The sequence below is a fragment of the Streptomyces sp. B21-105 genome (assembly GCF_036898465.1).
Lineage (GTDB): Bacteria > Actinomycetota > Actinomycetes > Streptomycetales > Streptomycetaceae > Streptomyces.
This window is the reverse complement of record NZ_JARUMJ010000001.1, coordinates 7,576,729-7,594,479: the sequence shown is the minus strand read 5'-3', so window position 1 is coordinate 7,594,479 and position 17,751 is coordinate 7,576,729. Positions and strand designations below refer to the sequence as shown.

At 74.2% G+C, this 17,751-nt stretch carries 13 protein-coding genes and 1 pseudogene; 3 read left to right on the top strand and 11 right to left on the bottom strand.

Annotated features, from left to right (window positions below):
* Window positions 1–80: 80 nt before the first annotated feature.
* The 7 genes from QA802_RS33995 to QA802_RS33965 all read right to left on the bottom strand — a co-directional run bounded on the left by QA802_RS33995 (window position 81) and on the right by QA802_RS33965 (window position 10,633).
* The gene (locus tag QA802_RS33995; protein WP_334530917.1) at window positions 81–2,078 is read right to left on the bottom strand and encodes an ABC transporter ATP-binding protein; all 1,998 of its coding nucleotides are present in this window, start codon (window positions 2,076–2,078) and stop codon (window positions 81–83) included.
* 133 nt (window positions 2,079–2,211) lie between these two features.
* A complete protein-coding gene (locus QA802_RS33990; protein WP_334530914.1) occupies window positions 2,212–2,484 on the bottom strand; it encodes an SMI1/KNR4 family protein in 273 nt (90 codons plus the stop codon).
* Window positions 2,485–2,569: 85 nt separating this feature from the next.
* Window positions 2,570–4,804 (bottom strand): SWIM zinc finger family protein, encoded by a 2,235-nt coding sequence (locus QA802_RS33985; RefSeq protein ID WP_334530911.1) that lies wholly within the window; start codon window positions 4,802–4,804, stop codon window positions 2,570–2,572.
* Window positions 4,804–7,659: an SCO1167/SCO6262 family helicase gene (locus QA802_RS33980; protein ID WP_334535045.1), complete on the bottom strand. Its 2,856-nt coding sequence runs from the start codon at window positions 7,657–7,659 to the stop codon at window positions 4,804–4,806. Before QA802_RS33980 ends, QA802_RS33985 begins: the two co-directional genes overlap by 1 nt.
* Before the next feature lie 175 nt (window positions 7,660–7,834).
* Entirely contained in the window at window positions 7,835–8,428 is a 594-nt protein-coding gene (locus QA802_RS33975; protein WP_334530908.1) for a sugar kinase, read from the bottom strand.
* Between the two features lie 109 nt (window positions 8,429–8,537).
* The gene (locus QA802_RS33970) at window positions 8,538–9,686 is read right to left on the bottom strand and encodes an ROK family glucokinase (RefSeq protein ID WP_319168653.1); all 1,149 of its coding nucleotides are present in this window, start codon (window positions 9,684–9,686) and stop codon (window positions 8,538–8,540) included.
* Window positions 9,687–9,895: 209 nt separating this feature from the next.
* A complete protein-coding gene (locus QA802_RS33965; RefSeq protein WP_334535043.1) occupies window positions 9,896–10,633 on the bottom strand; it encodes a GntR family transcriptional regulator in 738 nt (245 codons plus the stop codon).
* A 128-nt stretch (window positions 10,634–10,761) separates the two neighbouring features.
* Between QA802_RS33965 and QA802_RS33960 the strand changes: the two genes are divergently transcribed.
* On the top strand, window positions 10,762–11,778 hold the full coding sequence (locus tag QA802_RS33960) for a Gfo/Idh/MocA family protein (protein ID WP_334535041.1): 1,017 nt from the start codon (window positions 10,762–10,764) through the stop codon (window positions 11,776–11,778).
* Between the two features lie 51 nt (window positions 11,779–11,829).
* Here the strand turns inward: QA802_RS33960 and QA802_RS33955 are convergent.
* A pseudogene (locus QA802_RS33955) lies at window positions 11,830–13,067 on the bottom strand (sensor histidine kinase); the annotation flags it as partial.
* Between the two features lie 202 nt (window positions 13,068–13,269).
* Between QA802_RS33955 and QA802_RS33950 the strand changes: the two are divergent.
* Window positions 13,270–13,470 (top strand): hypothetical protein, encoded by a 201-nt coding sequence (locus QA802_RS33950; RefSeq protein ID WP_319168657.1) that lies wholly within the window; start codon window positions 13,270–13,272, stop codon window positions 13,468–13,470.
* Between the two features lie 100 nt (window positions 13,471–13,570).
* Here QA802_RS33950 and alc read toward each other — a convergent pair whose 3' ends face one another.
* Together alc and allB are read right to left on the bottom strand one after the other, a co-directional pair.
* Complete coding sequence (alc, locus tag QA802_RS33945; RefSeq protein ID WP_334530902.1) at window positions 13,571–14,686, bottom strand: allantoicase; 1,116 nt, start codon at window positions 14,684–14,686, stop codon at window positions 13,571–13,573.
* 120 nt (window positions 14,687–14,806) lie between these two features.
* A complete protein-coding gene (gene allB, locus QA802_RS33940; RefSeq protein WP_334530899.1) occupies window positions 14,807–16,144 on the bottom strand; it encodes an allantoinase AllB in 1,338 nt (445 codons plus the stop codon).
* 261 nt (window positions 16,145–16,405) lie between these two features.
* Between allB and QA802_RS33935 the strand changes: the two genes are divergently transcribed.
* Window positions 16,406–17,206, top strand: a complete 801-nt coding sequence (locus QA802_RS33935; RefSeq protein WP_334530896.1) for an IclR family transcriptional regulator — start codon at window positions 16,406–16,408, stop codon at window positions 17,204–17,206.
* Between the two features lie 124 nt (window positions 17,207–17,330).
* Here QA802_RS33935 and QA802_RS33930 read toward each other — a convergent pair whose 3' ends face one another.
* A complete protein-coding gene (locus QA802_RS33930) occupies window positions 17,331–17,645 on the bottom strand; it encodes a DUF5955 family protein (RefSeq protein WP_334530893.1) in 315 nt (104 codons plus the stop codon).
* Between the last annotated feature and the right edge of the window lie 106 nt (window positions 17,646–17,751).

Below are 17,751 nucleotides of genomic sequence, written 5' to 3'. Positions count from 1 at the left end.
TTCCGGCAGTCTTCACGGCTCCTTGATGCCGGACGCCGACGACTTCGGCGGGTGCCGGAAGGAGCGGCCGCCGATGCCGGTCAGGTGGACCCGGTGCTCGTACGAACGGGCGACGACGACTCTCTGGCGTCCTCCTCCGGCGCCGGGTCGGCCGGTCCCGGCAGCGCGCCGGCGCCGGCTCCCTGGCCCGGGCCCTGGTCCGGGCCCTGGTCCGGGCCCTGGTCCGGGCCCTGGTCCGGGCCGTGGTCCGGATCCTTGCCCTGGTCTCGTGCCGGGGCCGGCTCGGCGCTCTCGCCGAGGAAGCCGCCCGACTGGTGCTGCCACAGCTTGGCGTAGGCGCCGTCCACCGCGAGCAGTTCCTCGTGGGAGCCCTGCTCGACGACGCTTCCGCGGTCGAGGACGACGAGACGGTCCATGCCGGCGACGGTGCTCAGCCGGTGGGCGACCACGAGCGCCGTGCGTCCGTCCATCAACCGCCACAGGGCGTCCTGGACGAGGAGCTCGCTCTCCGAGTCCAGCGCGCTGGTCGCCTCGTCCAGCAGCAGGATCGGCGCGTCGCGCAGGATGGCCCGGGCGAGGGCGACGCGCTGGCGCTGGCCGCCCGAGAGTTTCACCCCGCGCTCCCCGACCAGGGTGCCGAAGCCGTCCGGGAGTTGGTCGGCGAACTCCGTGACGTGCGCGGCCGCGGCCGCGGCGCGGATCTCCTCGTCGGTGGCGCCGGGCCGGGCGAAGGCGATGTTGTCGCGCAGACTGCGGTGGAACATGGCGGGTTCCTGCGGGACGTAGGCGATCAGGGAGCGCAGGTCGCTCTGGCGCAGCCGGCTGATGTCCTGACCGCCGACCAGGATGCGCCCGTCGTCGATGTCCGACATCCGCAGCAGGAGCCGGGTGAGTGTGGTCTTGCCGCCGCCCGATCTGCCGACCAGGCCGATCCGGGCGCCCGGCGGCACGTCCAGGTCGAGACCCTGGAAGATCGGCTTCGCGCCCGCGTGGGCGAAGGTCACCGCCTCGAAGCGGACGCCGGTGTCCCGCGCCGCGAGCGGTTCGGGTTCCGCAGGGTCGAGCACGGTGGGCGGATCCAGCAGCAGCTCCGTGAACTGCGCGGCCTCGGTCATCGAGCTCTCCAGACGCCGGTAGATCTGGTTGAACTCGAACATGATCTGGGTGGCGTTGGAGTAGTAGGTGAAGGCGATGACGACCTCCTCCACTCCCTGGCCCGGACCGCCGAAGACGATGGCGACCACCAGGCCCAGCACATTGGTCAGCACGGACATCGGGGCGATCAGGATGTCGACGCGCAGGTTGCCGTAGTCCCACGACCTGAGCGTCAGGCGCCGGGATTCCGCGACACGGCTGCGGTGTTCGTCGGCCTCCCGCCACTCGGCCGCGAACGCCCGGATGGTCTCCATGTTCCCGAGACTGTCGGCGACATGTCCGGAGACCCTGGCGATCGCCGCCTCACGGTCGTGGACGAGCCTCTGCCGCCGGCGGATCAGCGGTGTCGCGGCCACCACGGTCAGCGCGATCATCACGAGAAGGCCGACGACGAGCATCGGCTCGTAGGTCCACAGCACCACGGCGCCGAACACCAGGGGGACGAGACTGCCCACGATCCGGTACGTCACCGTGTCGACGAAGTCCTCGAAGCGCTTGCCGAAGCTCAGCACCCGTTTGGTGAGGGAGCCCGCGAAGTTGTCGTGGAAGAACGCCGCGTCCTGGGCGAGGAGTTCGTCCATGCCGCTCACGTACAGGTGCTCCATGCCGAGGGCGTCGACACGGTTCAGGCAGTGCTGCGCGACCCGCCACACCGCCTCGGCGAGCAGCAGCGTCACACCGAAGCCCAGCACGTACGGCAGCGCCGAGCCGAGGGTGAGACCGCTCTCGCCGGCGGCCTGTCCGGCCAGTTTGGCGATCAGCAGGGGGGCGACGTAGCGGATGCCGATGTTGCCCACGGCCGGCAGCAGCAGCGCGGGCAGGGCCAGTCGTCTTAGTCGCAGCAGTTCCAGGCCGTAGCGGCGCAGCGCCAGAACGACCGCGCTCCTGCCCGGCGTCGATCCTCGCGCATCTGTTGTTCCCATCACACTCCCGGTGGTTCGGAAGTCGGAAGTCTCCCGTCCGAGGACGCCACCGGTCCACGCATTTAACGCGGAAGGGTGATAACAGGACACCTCTGCCTTCCTCGTCCCCCAGGGCACGGATCCGGCGGTGTGCTCACCGCGATGCGTCGTACGCCACACGGATGGCGGCGGGTATGCGTCCCTTGTCGTTGACGAGGTATCCGTTCAGTCTGAGGCCCATGCGTTCCTCGGCCGCGCTGACGGCCGCCGGGGAGCCCGGGCCGCCGAGCCGGGCGAAAACGGCAGGGGCATGCTGTTCGAGCCGGCCGGTCACCCGGCCCCACGCCTGTCGTACGTCTTCCGCCCCGTGCGCCGGCATCGCGCTCGCGCCCGATCCCGGAGGAGGAGAGGACCGCTGGTCATCCATGGTCGGACCGTATTCGGGACCTCCGGCATCGGCCCTCCCGGGACTCCGGCTGCCGCGGCCCGTCCGGTGCGCGCGCCGGGCGGCTTCACAACTCGCCCGAGCCGCCCAGCCCGGTGAGGGCGCCCACCGGGTCCGGGTCGGGGGTGCCGCGCGGCCACCAGTCGTCACGGCCGGGTTCGGACTCGTACGCGTACCACAACCCGTCCCGCCCGAAGCGGAGTTGGACATGGCCGTGGGGGTGGGTGAGATGGTTGCGACGGGGGCGGAAGGCGGGCAGGTCGGCGGCCAGGAGGAGGGGGCGGGCCCGGTCGAAGCGGCCCGCGGGCGGGTCCCAGGTCTCCTCCAGGACGGCGAGCCCGTCCGGTCCGCCCTGCCGCCAGGCGGCCACCGCGCGCGCCAGTTCGGACGGGGTGCGGCCGGCGGCACAGGCCAGCGAGGCGTAGAGGGCCCGGGTGGCGACGGTGAGCCCGGAGCCGGGGCGGGACGCGGCGAGCCGTACGGCGTCCTGCCAGAGGGTCAGCGCGCCGATCGCGTCATCGCCGGTGGTCAACAGGGCGTGGGCGCGGGCGGCCGCGTCGGTCGCGAGGTGGTCCAGCGCGAAGGAGTCGGGGCCGTTCGGCGCGGACGGGTACACCGGGGGCTGCTCGGGGTGCGCGGGCGCGGGCAGCGGGGTCGGGAGGGGTGGCAGGCGGCGCTCGGCGAGGGCTTCCGCGGCCCGCACGCCCGGCAGTGGCCGCGGTTGCCGCTCCTGTGCGGCGCGGGCCGCTCGGGCGGCGTTGCGACGGGACAGCGCGTCCAGCAGCTCGCGCTCGCCCCGGCCGCGCAGCAGGAACAGCACGAACGGGTCGGCGTCGAGCAGCCGGGCGGTCTGGTAGCAGAGGGCGGCCGCGTGCTTGCAGGGGTGACCGCGGTCGGGGCAGCTGCACTGCGGTTCCAGGTCGCCCGGGCCGGGCAGCAGCGGCACGCCGCACTCGGCGAGCGACTCCGGCATCTCCTTGTCGAGCAGCGCGGCGATGTGCCCGGGGTGCTCGACGGCGGCGGCCAGGAAGCGCTCCCAGTCCTCCTCGCCGAGGGTGCGCAGCCGGACCTGGACGCGGTACGGGCGGGGGCGGCTGCCCTGCACATAGGCGAGGACGTGTCCCGGCGTGACCGTGATCGCGTCCACGTTTCCCTGCTCGGCGTAACCGCGCCCGCGGATCACGCGCTTGACGTCGAGGGCGCCCTCCTCGAGCGCGGCGACCCAGGCGTTGCCCCACCAGGTTCCGGCGAAGGCGCCGCCGGTGCGCGGAGGGAAGGCCGGGAAGGTGCGGCGGTGATCGCCGTCGCGGGAGGGGGCGGCCATGGACCGGGGGGCGTGGGGTGCAAGGTCGTCGTACGCCGGGGCAAACGCATGGCTCTCGCGGCCGTCGGGAGCGTCGAAGCCGCCGGCGTGGTCGGGGCCGTCGGGGCCGTTCTCCGCGTGACTCCGGGGGATCCCTGGGTCGAGTGCACGCTCGGGCTCGGGCTCGGGCCGGCGCCCAGGCTCGGGCTCTCGCCCAGGTCCGGGTGGGGGCAGGGGCTGTCGGGGTGGGGGTTCGGCGGCGTCGTCCGACGGCATGCGGAAGGAGTCGGCGAGCAACTCCCGTACGGCGCGGGCGCGTTCCTCGGCGAGCCGACCCCGCGTGTGCTCCCCCGTGCGGTCCGGTCGCCCGACGTCGGCGGGGCGCACGGCGGGCTGCGCGGCGGGGCGCGGGCCGTGACGGTGACGCCGTCGGCCGGAGACCGACTCACGGGCCGCCTCGCGCGACGACTCACGGGCCGCCTCACGGGCCGACGGTACGGCTGTGTCGGCGGGTGTCTGTGCCTCGGTCCCCGCGGGACCTCGGCGTGCCTGTGCGCGTGCCGCGCGCAGCGCCTCACGGGCGATGTCCCCGGGACGTGGAGCGGTCGCGGGCGCGACGGTCGTGGCGTCGGGGACGGGTCCGGTCTCCGAGGTCGTGGCGCTCTTGTCGGGACCGGCCGGTGGGGAGGTGCCGTTCGGGACGGTCGCGAGGGGGCGGGAGGACGGCGTCGGCGGCTCGTCGGACGTGGAAGGGGCGTCGGCCGCCTGCTCCGCGTCGGGGGCCGGCGCCGCGACTGCGGGCGGTGCGAGGGCCGCGCGGGCGGCGTCGGCCGGTCGAGGGGCGGCGGGGACCGCGGGACGGCCGGGCCGTTCCGCTCGCCGCTCCCGCGCGGGCTGCTGCGCGGGCTGCGGCGTCTGCTCCTGCTGCCGCTCCCGGGCCGCCCGCAGCGCCCGGCGTGCCTCGTCGGCCGGCCCGCCGCTCTTGTGCGGTTCGCTCATCACGCCTCCCTCCGCAGCCTGACCAGATCGGTCAGTTCACGGTCCGTGAGCTCGGTCAGGGCCGACTCCCCGGAGCCGAGGACCGCGTCGGCCAGGGCGCGCTTGACCTGAAGCATCTCGGCGATGCGGTCCTCGACCGTGCCCTCGGTGATGAGGCGGTGCACCTGGACCGGCTGGGTCTGGCCGATGCGGTAGGCGCGGTCGGTGGCCTGTTCCTCCACCGCCGGGTTCCACCACCGGTCGAAGTGCACGACGTGCCCCGCGCGTGTCAGGTTGAGGCCGGTGCCGGCGGCCTTCAGGGAGAGCACGAGGACCGGGGTGGCGCCGCTCTGGAAGCGGTCCACCATCCGTTCCCGTTCCGGCACCGGAGTCCCGCCGTGCAGCAGGTCGACGGGGACGGCGCGGGCGGTGAGGTGGGCGGTGATCAGACGGGCCATGCCGACGTACTGGGTGAAGACGAGGGCCGAGCCGTCCTCCGCGAGGAGGGTGTCCAACAGTTCGTCCAGCAGGGCGAGTTTGCCGGAGCGGGCGGCCAGTGCGTCACCGGCGGAGGCGCCGGCCTCCTTGAGGTAGAGGGCGGGGTGGTCGCAGATCTGCTTCAGCGCGCCAAGCAGCTTCAGCACCAGGCCGCGGCGGGCGATGCCGTCCGCCGTCTCGATGGCCAGCAGGGACTCGCGGACCACCGCCTCGTAGAGGGCGGCCTGTTCGCGGGTGAGCGGGACCGGGTGGTCGGTCTCCGTCTTGGGCGGCAGCTCCGGCACGATGCCTGGATCGGACTTCTTGCGGCGCAGGAGAAACGGGCGGACCAGCCGGGCGAGGCGCTCCACCGCCTGGTCGTCCTCGCCGTTCTCCACCGCGCGCGCGTGCCGGGCGCGGAAGGACTTCAGGGGGCCGAGGAGCCCGGGTGTCGTCCAGTCGAGCAGCGCCCAGAGCTCGGACAGGTTGTTCTCGACGGGGGTGCCGGTCAGGGCCACGCGGGCGGGGGTCGGGATGGTGCGCAGGGCCTTCGCCGTCGCCGAGTAGGGGTTCTTCACATGCTGCGCCTCGTCCGCGACGACCATGCCCCAGGGCTGTCCGGCCAGCGTCGGCGCCGCCGAACGCATCGTGCCGTACGTGGTGAGGACGAAGCCGCCGGACAGCCCGGCCAGGCTGCGGTCGGGGCCGTGGAAGCGGCGGACGGGCACCCCGGGCGCGAAGCGTTCGATCTCGCGCTGCCAGTTGCCCAGCAGGGAGGCCGGGCACACCACCAGGGTGGGCTCGGTGCGGGCCCGCTTCAGATGCAGGGCGATGACGGTGATCGTCTTGCCGAGGCCCATGTCGTCGGCGAGGCAGCCGCCGAGGCCGAGGGAGGTCATGAGGTCCAGCCAGGCCAGGCCGCGCAGCTGGTAGTCGCGCAGGACCGCGCGCAGGCCGGCGGGCGGCTCCGCGGGCCGCACCCCGGCGGTGAGCCGGTCCCGCAGGGCGGCCAGCGCGCCGACCGGTACCGCCTCGACGGTCTCGCCGTCGACCTCGGCGACGCCGGAGAGGGCGACGGAGAGGGCGTCGACCGGGTCCAGCAGACCCAGTTCGCGTTTGCGGGCCTTGCGCACCAGCGCCGGATCGACCAGCACCCACTGGTCGCGCAGCCGCACCACCGGGCGGTGGGCCTCCGCCAGCGCGTCCATCTCGGCCTCGCTGAGCGGGTCGCCGCCGATCGCCAGCTGCCAGCGGAACTGGAGCAGTTCCTCGCCCTCGAAGAAGCCCCCGCCGTCGGTGGCGGAGCCGGGCGCCGGACGGACCACGGCGGCCGCGCTGAGGTCCTGTGCGAGGTCCCGGGGCCAGTGCACGGCGACCCCGGCCGCGGCGAGCCGGGTGGCGGCCACGCCCAGCAGGTCGCCCAGCTCGTCCTCGGAGAGGGCCAGGACGTCCGGCGCGTCCTGTTCGGCGAGCCGGGCCAGCGGCGGCCACACGCGGGCCGCGCGCCGCACGGCGAGGGCCGCGTCCACGCGTGCGCGTGCCCCGAAGGCCGCGTCGGCCTCGCCCGCCCACAGCGCCGCCGCGTCCGCCACCAGCGTCGGGTCGGCGAGGCTGTGCACCTGGACGATCGCCGCGCCCGCGCTGCGCGCCCGGGCCCCGCCGTGCCCCTCGTCGCCGGGCGCGTCGAACATGTCGTACGCCGACAGGTCGAGGCGGAGCGAGATCCGCACGCCCGCGTCCATGCCGGCGGCGACCTCCGCGGCCCAGTCGTGTGTGCCGGGCAGCCGCTGAGGCCGGCGGTCCGCGAAAGGCTTCCCGCAGGCGTGCGGCGCGGCCGGGGTGCGGGGCAGGATGTCCGCGACCGCGTCGAGGAAGGAGCGCATCAGGGGTTCGGGCCGGGGCAGCAGGAGCGGGCCGGGGCCGGGGAGAGGCACGGCGTGGCCCTCGGGCGGGAGGGCGGCGGCGACCGCGCGCAGGTGTGCGACGTCCTCCTGGTCCAGGGGGCCCGCGCGCCAGGCGTCGTGTCCGGCGGGCGTGAGGCCGGGCAGGAGCCTGCCGCGGGCGGCGAGCCGCAGCGCGTGCAGCGCGGCCGCGCCCCAGCAGGCGGTCGCCGGATGGGCGGCGGGGTCGCTGCGGGCGCGCACGAGCAGGGGGAGCGCCGTGTCGAGCGGCAGGGACAGGGCCGGGGTCTGCCTGCGGCGGATCGTGGCGCCGTGACGGCGGACGACGGTGAGCTCCGTGCGTTGCCCTTGGGGGGCGGCGGGCAGCGCGTCGCCGGCCGGGTCCCAGAAGGCGACGCGGCCCTCGCGCGGGAGGGGGGCGGGCAGGAAGACGGCGGCGAGCCGCACGCACGAGGAGACGGAAGCGGGCTCGGCGGCAGCCGCCGTCCCTTCGGCCATGACGCTCATGCCGGGTGTCCACCTCCCGCCCGCCTGTCGGATCAGTCGTCTTCGACTCTACGGGCGGGGTCTGACAATCGGTCCCGGCCGGCCCGCCGTCCCACCCCGTCGGGTCCGGCGGGAACCGAGGGGCGTCCAAGGGGCGGGGCCTCGGGGAGCGGGACCGGGAGCGGCGTCAGGGGACCGTGCGGGAGACGACGTACACGAGCGGGAAGACCGTGTTTCCGGTGTTCACGACGATGTCCAGCGTCGGCTGCGGGTTCTTCCGCTCGACGACGATGCCGAGGTCGTCCCCGGGACGGGAGCCGGGGCCGGAGAACTTCCAGCCGGTGATCTCCTGGTCGCGGTCGCTGATGGCGATGTCGCCCTTCTTCAGGTCGTCCCGGCTGACGCCGATCTCCGCGAGGAACTGGTCGAGGCCGGCGTGCGTGGTCTGGAACTGCACGTAGAGCCGGCTGGTCTTCCAGTTGTTCGTCTCGTAGTAGGCGACGTTGTTGGCGGGGTGCGGGACCGGCACCTGGTACAGGCGGCGCTGCACCTTCGACGGCCAGCCCTCGGTCAGGCCGGTCGCCGACCACTTCGCCGCCTTGTCCTTGCCGCTGTCGCGGCTCTGGCCGGCGGAGATCGCCAGGTAGCCGGCCGGGCCGCCGATGAGCAGCACGATGATCAGCAGGGTGAGCGCCCTGCGGCGGATCATGTGCCGGCGGTCCTCCGGCGGGTGGGGCGGCTCGCCAAAGGACGCGGCCTGGCGGGGCAGCGAAGCAGTCATGCGGTGTCCGAGGTCGTGCGGTGCGGTGGCGGTACCGGGGTCATGCGCTGTCCTGGGCGAAGGGCGACACAGCCGTCGAGCCGTGTGCGGGCGGAAGGCGACACGGCCGTCAAGCCGTGTCCTGGGTGCGGCGGGCCGCCTCCGTGAACCGTTCGAAGCGCTCGTAGCGCTCCACGCGGCGGCGCTTGGCGCGCCGGAACCTGCGGGCCACCAGACGGGCCAGGTCCGCGGCGCCGACCATGCCGGCCTCGGGGCCGAGCTGGGCACGCACTATCCGGGCCTCGGGGCGGTAGCCGCGACCGGTGAGCTGGCGCTTGAACGCGTCCCGCGCGGGGCTGATCAGCAGGTCGTCGGCGGCCGAGACGCCGCCGCCGATCACGAAGCAGGACGGGTCGAGGGCCGCGGCGAGGTTGGCGATGCCGACGCCGAGCCACTGGCCGATGTCCTGGAGCAGCTCGATGCACATGGCGTCGCCCTCGCGGGCCAGCTCGGTGATCATGGGGCCGCTGATGTCCCCGATCTGCCCCTTGACGTGCTCGATGATGCCGTAGGCCACCGGCGAGTCGGCCGCGGCCAGTTCCTTGGCCTCCCTGACCAGCGCGTTGCCCGAGCTGTACTGCTCCCAGCAGCCGCGGTTGCCGCACGGGCAGCGGTGGCCGCCGGGCACGACCTGCATATGGCCGAACTCGCCGGCGACGCCGTACTTGCCGCGCTTGACCTGGCCGTCCTCGAGGATCGCGCCGCCGATGCCGGTACCGAGGGTGATCATGACGAGGTGGTCCTCGCCGCGGCCCGCGCCGAAGCGCCACTCCGCCCAGGCGGCGGTGTTGGCGTCGTTGTCGACGAGGACGGGCACCGCGAGGCGGCCGGAGAGGCGGTCCCTGAGGGGTTCGTTGCGCCAGGACAGATGGGGCGCGAACAGCACACGGTTGCGGTCGGCGTCGACCCAGCCCGCCGCCCCGACGCCGACGGCGTGCACGTCGTGGCGGTCGGACAGGTCCAGGACCAGCTCGACGATCGTGTCCTCGACGACCTTGGGGCTCTTCGACTTGTCCGGCGTCTCGGTGCGGACCTTCTCCAGGATGTTGCCGTCGGCGTCGACGACGCCCGCCATCACCTTGGTGCCGCCGATGTCGATGCCCACCGTGGGCACCCGGGGCGCGGTGAGGTGCGAGCGGCGCTCCCTGGGGCCCACCGTGCGAAGTGCGGGGGCGCGGCGGGAGCCGATCGGGGCGCTGAAGTTGCCGTAGGTGCTCATCGTCGCCGATTCTGCCTCACCCTCACCTCGGGTGCCGAGCCGGGCGACGACGGCGCGCGGGCTTCGCCTTCGGCGGACGCCGGGCGGGCGCGGGGGCGCGGCGACGGGCACGCGCGCGACGCCGCAGCTCGTGGCGGGGTCGCCGGGACGGTCCTCGTCGGCGTCCCCGCCGCCGGCGGGCCGGGGTGACGGGGGGCACGGCATCGCGCTCAGGGGCGCACGAGCAGCTGGAACTCGAAGGAGTAGCGGGTCGGGCGGTAGATGTGGTCGCCGAACTCGACCGCGCGGCCGGTGTCGTCGAAGGTGGTGCGCTGCATGGTCAGCAGCGGGGCGCCCCGCTCCTCGGCGAGCCGCTCGGCCTCGTCGGCGGTGGCGGCGCGGGCGCCGATGGACTGGCGGGCGCTGTGCAGGGTGATCCCGGCGGCCCGCATCAGCCGGTACAGGCCGGTGGCCTGGAGCTGTGCGGTGTCGAGGTCGAGCAGACCGGAGGGCAGGTGGTTGCACAGGTACGCCATCGGCTCGCCGTGCGCCAGCCGCAGCCGTTCCACCCGGTGGACGTCGCTGCCCTCGGCCACCCCGAGCGCGGCCGCGACCTCGGCGGACGCCGGCAGCACGGTGTTGACCAGGACCGTCGTCGCCGGACGCTGCCCGGCCGCCTCCAGGTCGTCGTAGAGGCTGCTGAGCTCCAGGGGGCGTTTGACCTGGCTGTGCACGACCTGCGTGCCGACGCCCCGGCGGCGCACCAGGAGGCCCTTGTCGACGAGGGACTGGATCGCCTGGCGGACGGTCGGCCGGGACAGGCCGAGCCGTGCGGCGAGCTCGATCTCGTTGCCCAGCAGGCTGCCGGGGGTGAGCGAGCCGTGCTCGATCGCGGCCTCCAGCTGCTGGGCGAGCTGGAAGTACAACGGCACCGGAGAACTGCGGTCCACACGTAGTTCCAGCTGCACGGTCGGGTCCACTCCTGGTTTCGGCACGGCCCGAGCGTAGCTCCGCGACCGGTTGACGGGAAGTTGTGTAGTCCGATTGTCCGGACATGCGCATTGACAGGCGCTGAATGCCAGGTCACTTTGGTTCCATGCGCATCGGGGTCATCGGGACGGGCCGCATAGGCACCATTCATGCGAACACACTCAGCCGTCACCGCGAGGTCGGATCCCTGATCCTGACGGACGCGGACCAGGCGCGGGCCCAGGAGCTCGCGCTGCGGCTGGGCGAGACGGCCGCCCCAGGGGTGGACGAGATCTTCCGCTGGGGCGTGGACGCCGTGGTCATCACGACGGCCACCTCGGCCCACGCCGAACTGATCGGTCGGGCAGCACGCTCCGGGCTCCCGGTCTTCTGCGAGAAGCCGATCGCCCTGGACCTGGCGGGGACCTTACAGGCGATCGCCGAGGTCGAGAGCGCGGGCACGATCCTCCAGATGGGCTTCCAGCGCCGCTTCGACGCGGGGTACACGGGGGCCCGGGAGGCGGTGCGCTCGGGACGCCTCGGACGGCTGCACACGGTGCGGTCGCTGACCTCCGACGAGTCCGCGCCGCCGGCCGCCTGGCTGCCGGTGTCCGGCGGGATCTACCGGGACGCGCTCATCCACGACTTCGACTGTCTGCGCTGGGTGACCGGGCGCGAGGTGGCGGACGTGTACGCGGCCGGGTCCGACGCCGGTCCCGCGATGTTCCGCGAGGCGGGGGACGTGGACACGGCGGCCGTGGTCCTCACCCTCGACGACGGCGCCCTCGCCACCGCCACGGCGACGCGGCTCAACGGGGCGGGCTACGACGTCCGCATGGAGCTGGCCGGGGAGCTGGACCAGATCGTCGTGGGTCTGGACGACCGCACGCCGATCGCGTCCACCGAGCCCACCGGTCCGCCGGCCGCGGACAAGCCGTGGACGGGCTTCCTGGAACGCTTCGAACCCGCTTACACAGCGGAGCTGAACGCCTTCGTGGACGTCGTCCGCGGAGACCGCGCCAACCCCTGCGACGGCCGGGAGGCCCTGCAGGCCCTGCGCATCGCCGAGGCCTGCGAGGTGTCCCGCCGGGAACGCCGGGCGGTACGCCTCACGGAGATCCCGGCGTCCCTCGGGACGGAGTGAGCCGGGACGGGCCGATCCGGGACGGGGTTGATCCGGTGCCCGATAGTCTTTCCCGTCGCGCGCCCCGTGCCCCAGGTGTCCGCCGGCCGGCGTCGCCCGTTCGGTCAGGCCGATCAGGCCCTGCCCGGAGCCGGGGACGGCCGGGACGTCGCCCTCCGGCGCGGGGTTGCGCACGCTCACCGCGACGCCCTCGCCGGGGCCGCCGACGACGGTGACCGCGACCTTGGTGCCCGGGGCGTGCTTGCGGGCGTTGGTCAGACCCTCCTGGACGATGCGGTAGGCGGTGCGGCCGACGGAGGCGGGAACCGCGGCGGCCTCGGTGACCCGCTGGTCGAGGGTGACCTTCATGCCGGCCTCGCGCGACTCGGCGACCAGCGTGTCCAGCCCGGCGAGCGTGGGCTGGGGCCGGCCCGCGTCGTCGGGCTCCCCGGCCCGCAGGACGCCGATGATCTCCCGCAGGTCCTGGAGGGCCTTGTGGGCGCTCTCCCGGATGACGCCGGCCGCCCGGGCGATCTCCTCGCGGGGCGCGTCGGGGCGGAACTCCAGGCCGCCCGCGTGCACGCTGAGCAGGGTGAGCCGGTGCGCGAGCACGTCGTGCATCTCGCGGGCGATGGCCTCGCGGGCCGGCCGCTGCGCCTGCTCGGCGCGCAGCCGGGCCTCCGTCTCGGCGCGCAGCCGGGCCTCCGTCTCGGCGCGCCGCGCCCGGTCGCGCAGGCTCGGCATCAGCTGCCGCTTCGACCGCACGAACATGCCCCAGCCGAGGACCGTGACGGTGATCAGCACGGTCCACACCACTGCCGACAGGTACCCCAGATCGGGGTCCGGACGCACCCGGACGAGCAGCGGGATCAGCGCCAGCTCGGCGCCGCCCACCCAGGCCGCGTACCGGAACGGCCGGTGCACGGCGAGGGTGAAGAGGGCGACGGTGAGGGCGCCGGACGAGGTGGTCGACAGGAAACCGAGCGGGACCAGCGTGACGGCCAGGGCGAGCGGCCACCGGCGGCGCAGCCACACCGCCGCGCAGGCGAGGGCGCCCAGCAGCTGGTCGGCCACCGCAACGGCGTACGGCAGGTCCTGTTCGCCGGGGACCGAGTCCGCGATCGCCAGGCCGACGGCTGCGGCCAGGAGGAAGCAGGAGAAGTCGACGGCCCAGTCGCGTGCGGTGCGCCGGTGCCGCGGGCCGCCAGCCCGGCGTCCGGGTCGAGCTCGGCGACCACCGCGGACGGCCACAGCCATCGGGGTCCCGTGAAGCCGGGCGCCGTCGGCGCGGCGTCGTCGTCTGCCCTCATGGGCGACAAATCTACGCAGGAGGCGGCCCGGTCACCTCCCCGCCGACGGTGATCCCTACCGACGGCGGACGACGGTCGACGGAAGTCGCGCCGCCGCCGACTTTCGGCCCCGGCCGGCCGCCCGGTCGCGCGTCTTTCGTCGCGCGGGCGCCGCCCCGCGGCCGATGGCGCGTCGACGGTCGGCGGGGCGAGGGTCGTCGACATGAAGGAACTGCTGGGTCTGCTCGGATTCTTCGTTCTGGTGCAGGGCGTCCTGGGGCTGCTGCACGAGTTCGCCCACTGGCATGTGGGCCTCGTGCAGCGGATCGGCTTCCTGGACGGCTACGAGGTGTACGTGAGCGTCGCCCTGCTCGTGCTGGCGTTCGCCCTGTTCGCCGCTGCGGAGAGCCGGGGGTCCGACTGACCGGGCGCGTCCCGGCTGCGGCCGTCCCGCTGCGGCCGTCCCGCTGGGGCCGTCCCGCTGCGGCCGTCCGGCTCCGCGTGCCCCCGGACGCCGTCCCGGGTCAGCCGCCCAGCTCCTGGTGGCGGGCCGTGAGGCGGCGTGCGCCCTCCTCCGTCAGCGAGCCGAACAGACGCAGGCGGGAGATGCCGCCGTCCGGATAGATGTCCACGCGCGCGTGCGTCCCGACCGCGGGCTCAGGCAGGACGAAGCGGTGGTCGGTGTCGGGCTGCAGGCGGGTGCGCGGCAGGATCTCGATCCACGCGCCGTCCTCGCCGTCCTTGACCGACACCGAGGCCCAGCCGGCGCTGTTGCCCTTCAGGTACGCGGTGTCGATCTCCAGCGCGCGGATCCGAGCCTGGGCGGCCAGCCGGTAGCGGATCCAGTCGTTGCCCCGGTCGCGGCGCCGGCGCGTCTCCCAGCCGTCGTCCATCTTGCGGGAGCGGCCCGGCTGGATGGTGTGGACCGCAGGCGAGTAGAAGAGGTCGGAGGCGTCCTCGACCAGGCCGCCGTTCTCCAGGGCGGCCACGTCGAAGGCGCCGAGCACCGCCAGCCACCCGGGGTCGGGGACGACCTCGCCGTACACGCGCAGGCGGGCGATGCCGCCGTCGGGGTGCTGGTTGACCCGCAGATGCGTGAAGCGCTGCTCCGTCGCCACGGCGAACCCGTTCGCCGCGTGGCCGCCGACCGGCGTGCGGGGGACCAGCGTCGTCCACTTCACGTCGTCCCCGAGGAGCTCCTCGGGCGACGGCGAGCCCGCCACCGACACGCCCTCGACCGACACCGCCTGCGGGTAGTTGCCGCGGAAGTGGGCCGTGTCGACGACGATGCCCCGGATCACGCCGGGTGCGCCGAGACGCACGAGCGCCCAGTCGTGGTCGTCGGCGGTCGGCCACGGCTGGTCGGCGGAGACCCCGCGGCGGCGGCGCGTCTCCCAGCCGTCCATGATCTTGCCCTTGTGCCCGAAGCGCTCCGGGTCGAACTCGGCCGGTCCGGGCAGGAGAAGGTTCTCGCGCTGGGCGAAGAACTCGTCGTTGGCGGCGACGACCGCGCCGCCGAGCCGCCGGTCGGCGAGGTCGACGTACCGGGTGAAGGGGAGGTCGGCGGCGCGGTAGTCCGCGTACGGGTCGCCGCCTGTGTAGGGGTTCGCGTCGCCGGTGAAATTCGTCGTCGCCGTCACGGTGATCAGATCTGCCTCTCGGGGGTCGGCCGGTGCGGGGAGCGCGGGCTGGGTGCGGGAAGCGCGCTGGGGCGCGGGTGCGGGCGTCCCGCTGCCTCGAAGTCGGCGTGGGCGTCGGCGTCAGGGGCTGCGGGTGAGCAGCCGCCCCCTCGGCTCGGTGAACTCGCCGTCGGAGACGATGCGTTCGCCCCGCAGCCAGGTGGACTTCACGACGCCGTGGAGGGTTCTGCCGGCGTACGCCGTGACGCGGTTGCGGTGCTGGAGCGCCGCCGGGTCGACGGTGAAGGTCTCGTCGGGGGCGAGGACGGCGAAGTCGGCGTCCCGGCCCGCCTCGATCGCGCCCTTGCGGTCGAGGCCCACGAGCGCGGCCGTGCGCGTGGACATCCACCGCACGACGTCCTCGAGGCCGTGGCCCCGTCTGCGCGCCTCGGTCCAGACCGCCGCGAGACTGAGCTGCAGGCCGGAGATGCCGCCCCACGCGGTCGCGAAGTCGTCGGTCTTCAGGTCGGCCGTGGACGGCGAGTGGTCCGTGACCACGCAGTCGATCGTGCCGTCGGCGAGGGCCTGCCACAGCAGGTCCTGGTTGGCGGCTTCGCGGATGGGCGGGCAGCACTTGAACTCGCTGGCCCCGTCGGGCACTTCCTCGGAGGTCAGGGTCAGATAGTGCGGGCAGGTCTCGGCGGTGATCCGGACGCCGTCGGCCTTGGCGGCGGCGATCAGCGGGAGCGCGTCGCTGGAGGAGAGGTGCAGGACGTGCACGCGCGCGTGGAGCCGCCGGGCCTGGGCGACGAGGTGCGCGACGGCGGTGTCCTCGGCGTCGCGCGGGCGGCTGGCGAGGAAGTCGGCATACCGGGGGCCGCCGCGCTGCGGGGCCGCGTCCAGGTGGTGCGGGTCCTCCGCGTGCACGATCAGCAGGCCGTCGAAGCCGGCGATCTCGGCCAGGGACCGGGCCAGGCCGTCCTGGTCGAGGTGCGGGAACTCGTCCACGCCCGACGGGGAGAGGAACGCCTTGAAGCCGAACACCCCGCTGTCGTGCAGGGGGCGCAGGTCCTTGCCGTTGTCGGGCAGGGCGCCGCCCCAGAAGCCGACGTCGATGTGCGCCTTGTCCGCGGCGACCTCCCGCTTGAGGCGCAGGTGTTCGACCGTGGTGGTCGGCGGCAGGGAGTTCAGGGGCATGTCGACGAGGGTGGTGATGCCGCCGGCCGCCGCCGCGCGGGTGGCGGTCCAGAAGCCCTCCCAGTGCGTGCGGCCGGGGTCGTTGACATGCACGTGCGTGTCGACGAGGCCGGGCAGCAGGACGTCGTCGCCGAAGTCCTCCAGACGGGCGCCCTCGGGGACGGGGGCGTCGTAGGGCAGGACGGCCGCGATCGTGCCGCCCGCCACGGCGACCGCGGCGGGGCGCGTCCCCTCGGGAGTGATGACGCGTGTCGAGCGCAGCACCAGTTCGGCCTCGGACACCCGGCCCCCTCTCTACCGTGCACTCCCGTGGGCGACGGGAGGCCCGGACAGAATTCAACGTTCTGTTGAAGGAGTCTTCACTCCCGCTCCCGCACCGTCAAGGACACACTCCCCCACAGCGTGCCCGCCGTCACTACTCTGGACGTTTCCACAAAGCGGAACGATAATTCCGTGCAGCAGAACGTAGCTACGCACAAGCCGGGAGTCAACCGACCGACGGGTAGGCTTCAGCCCCGCCCGCCAGTTTCGAAAGGACGCGCCGTGCCGACGTCGAGCGCCAGCACCACCGACTCCGCCAAGTCCGCCGGCGGAGGGGTCCAGTCCCTCGAGCGCGCCTTCGATCTCCTCGAGCGGATGGCGGACGCGGGGGGCGAGGTCGGCCTGAGCGAGCTGTCCGCGAGCAGCGGTCTGCCGCTGCCCACCATCCACCGTCTGATGCGCACCCTGGTGGCCTGCGGCTACGTCCGCCAGCAGGCCAACCGCCGCTACGCGCTGGGCCCCCGGCTGATCCGGCTCGGCGAGTCCGCCTCCCGGCTGCTGGGCACCTGGGCCCGCCCCTATCTGGCCCGCCTGGTCGAGGAGACCGGCGAGACGGCGAACATGGCGCTGCTCGACGGCGACGAGATCGTGTACGTGGCGCAGGTGCCGTCCAAGCACTCGATGCGGATGTTCACCGAGGTCGGACGCCGGGTGCTGCCGCACTCCACGGGCGTCGGCAAGGCCCTGCTGGCCGGCTTCCCCGACGACGAGGTGCGCGCCCTGCTCTCCCGCACCGGCATGCCCGCCGCCACGGACAAGACGATCACCACGCCGGAGGGCTTCCTGGCGGCGCTGGCAGAGGTACGGCGGGCCGGCTTCGCCGTCGACGACAACGAACAGGAGATCGGCGTCCGCTGCCTCGCGGTGTCGGTGCCCGACTCCCCCACCGCCGCCGCCGTCTCCATCTCCGGCCCGGCGGGCCGCGTCACGGAGGAGGCCACGCAGCGGATCGTGCCGGTGCTCCAGCAGGTGGCGGCGGAACTCTCGCAAGCACTGACCAACTCCGGCAACGGAGTGGGCTGACCCCATACCGAAGGCCGGACGCGGGAGGGCCGGACACCGAAGGCCGGACGCGGGAGGGCCGGACGCCGGGGGCCGGACACCGAAGACTGGACGCCGGAGGCCGGAGCGGACCGGGGGAAGCGGGTCAGCGGCGCGGGGCCTGCCCGAAGAGCTCCACAGCACTGCGCACGTCGGACAGGCCGCGCGCCAGTGCGCTCACCGAGCCGATGGCGCCGGCGATCAGCAGCAGGGAGCGGCGCATCCGGGGGACCTCCGGAGTTCCGTGGGTCGCCATCGCGGCGAGCGCGGCGAGTTCGTCCTCGGCGATGACCCGGTCGGGGAACTCCGCCGGATGCGTGGCGAGTTCACGGCGCAGCCGGGACACCGCGGTCCGCAGTTCCGCCACCCTCGGATCCTCGTCGCTGCCGGTCACTGCCCTCTGCCCCAAGCTCCGCAACACAGCTCTCCCCCCTCGCACCCCGCCGAGCACGAGTACGCGCCGTCCCGCCCCGCCTCCCCGTGGCGCCGGTCGCACGCCGGGGGACGCGCGGGTCAGTAAACGCCAC

Excerpts from the sequence above, each read along its gene's own strand:
- QA802_RS33995 (WP_334530917.1), bottom strand. The coding sequence starts at position 2,078 with ATGGGAACAACAGATGCGCGAGGATCGACGCCGGGCAGGAGCGCGGTC.
- QA802_RS33990 (WP_334530914.1), bottom strand. The coding sequence starts at position 2,484 with ATGGATGACCAGCGGTCCTCTCCTCCTCCGGGATCGGGCGCGAGCGCG.
- QA802_RS33985 (WP_334530911.1), bottom strand. The coding sequence starts at position 4,804 with ATGAGCGAACCGCACAAGAGCGGCGGGCCGGCCGACGAGGCACGCCGG.
- QA802_RS33980 (WP_334535045.1), bottom strand. The coding sequence starts at position 7,659 with ATGGCCGAAGGGACGGCGGCTGCCGCCGAGCCCGCTTCCGTCTCCTCG.
- QA802_RS33975 (WP_334530908.1), bottom strand. The coding sequence starts at position 8,428 with ATGACTGCTTCGCTGCCCCGCCAGGCCGCGTCCTTTGGCGAGCCGCCC.
- QA802_RS33970 (WP_319168653.1), bottom strand. The coding sequence starts at position 9,686 with ATGAGCACCTACGGCAACTTCAGCGCCCCGATCGGCTCCCGCCGCGCC.
- QA802_RS33960 (WP_334535041.1), top strand. The coding sequence starts at position 10,762 with ATGCGCATCGGGGTCATCGGGACGGGCCGCATAGGCACCATTCATGCG.
- QA802_RS33950 (WP_319168657.1), top strand. The coding sequence starts at position 13,270 with ATGAAGGAACTGCTGGGTCTGCTCGGATTCTTCGTTCTGGTGCAGGGC.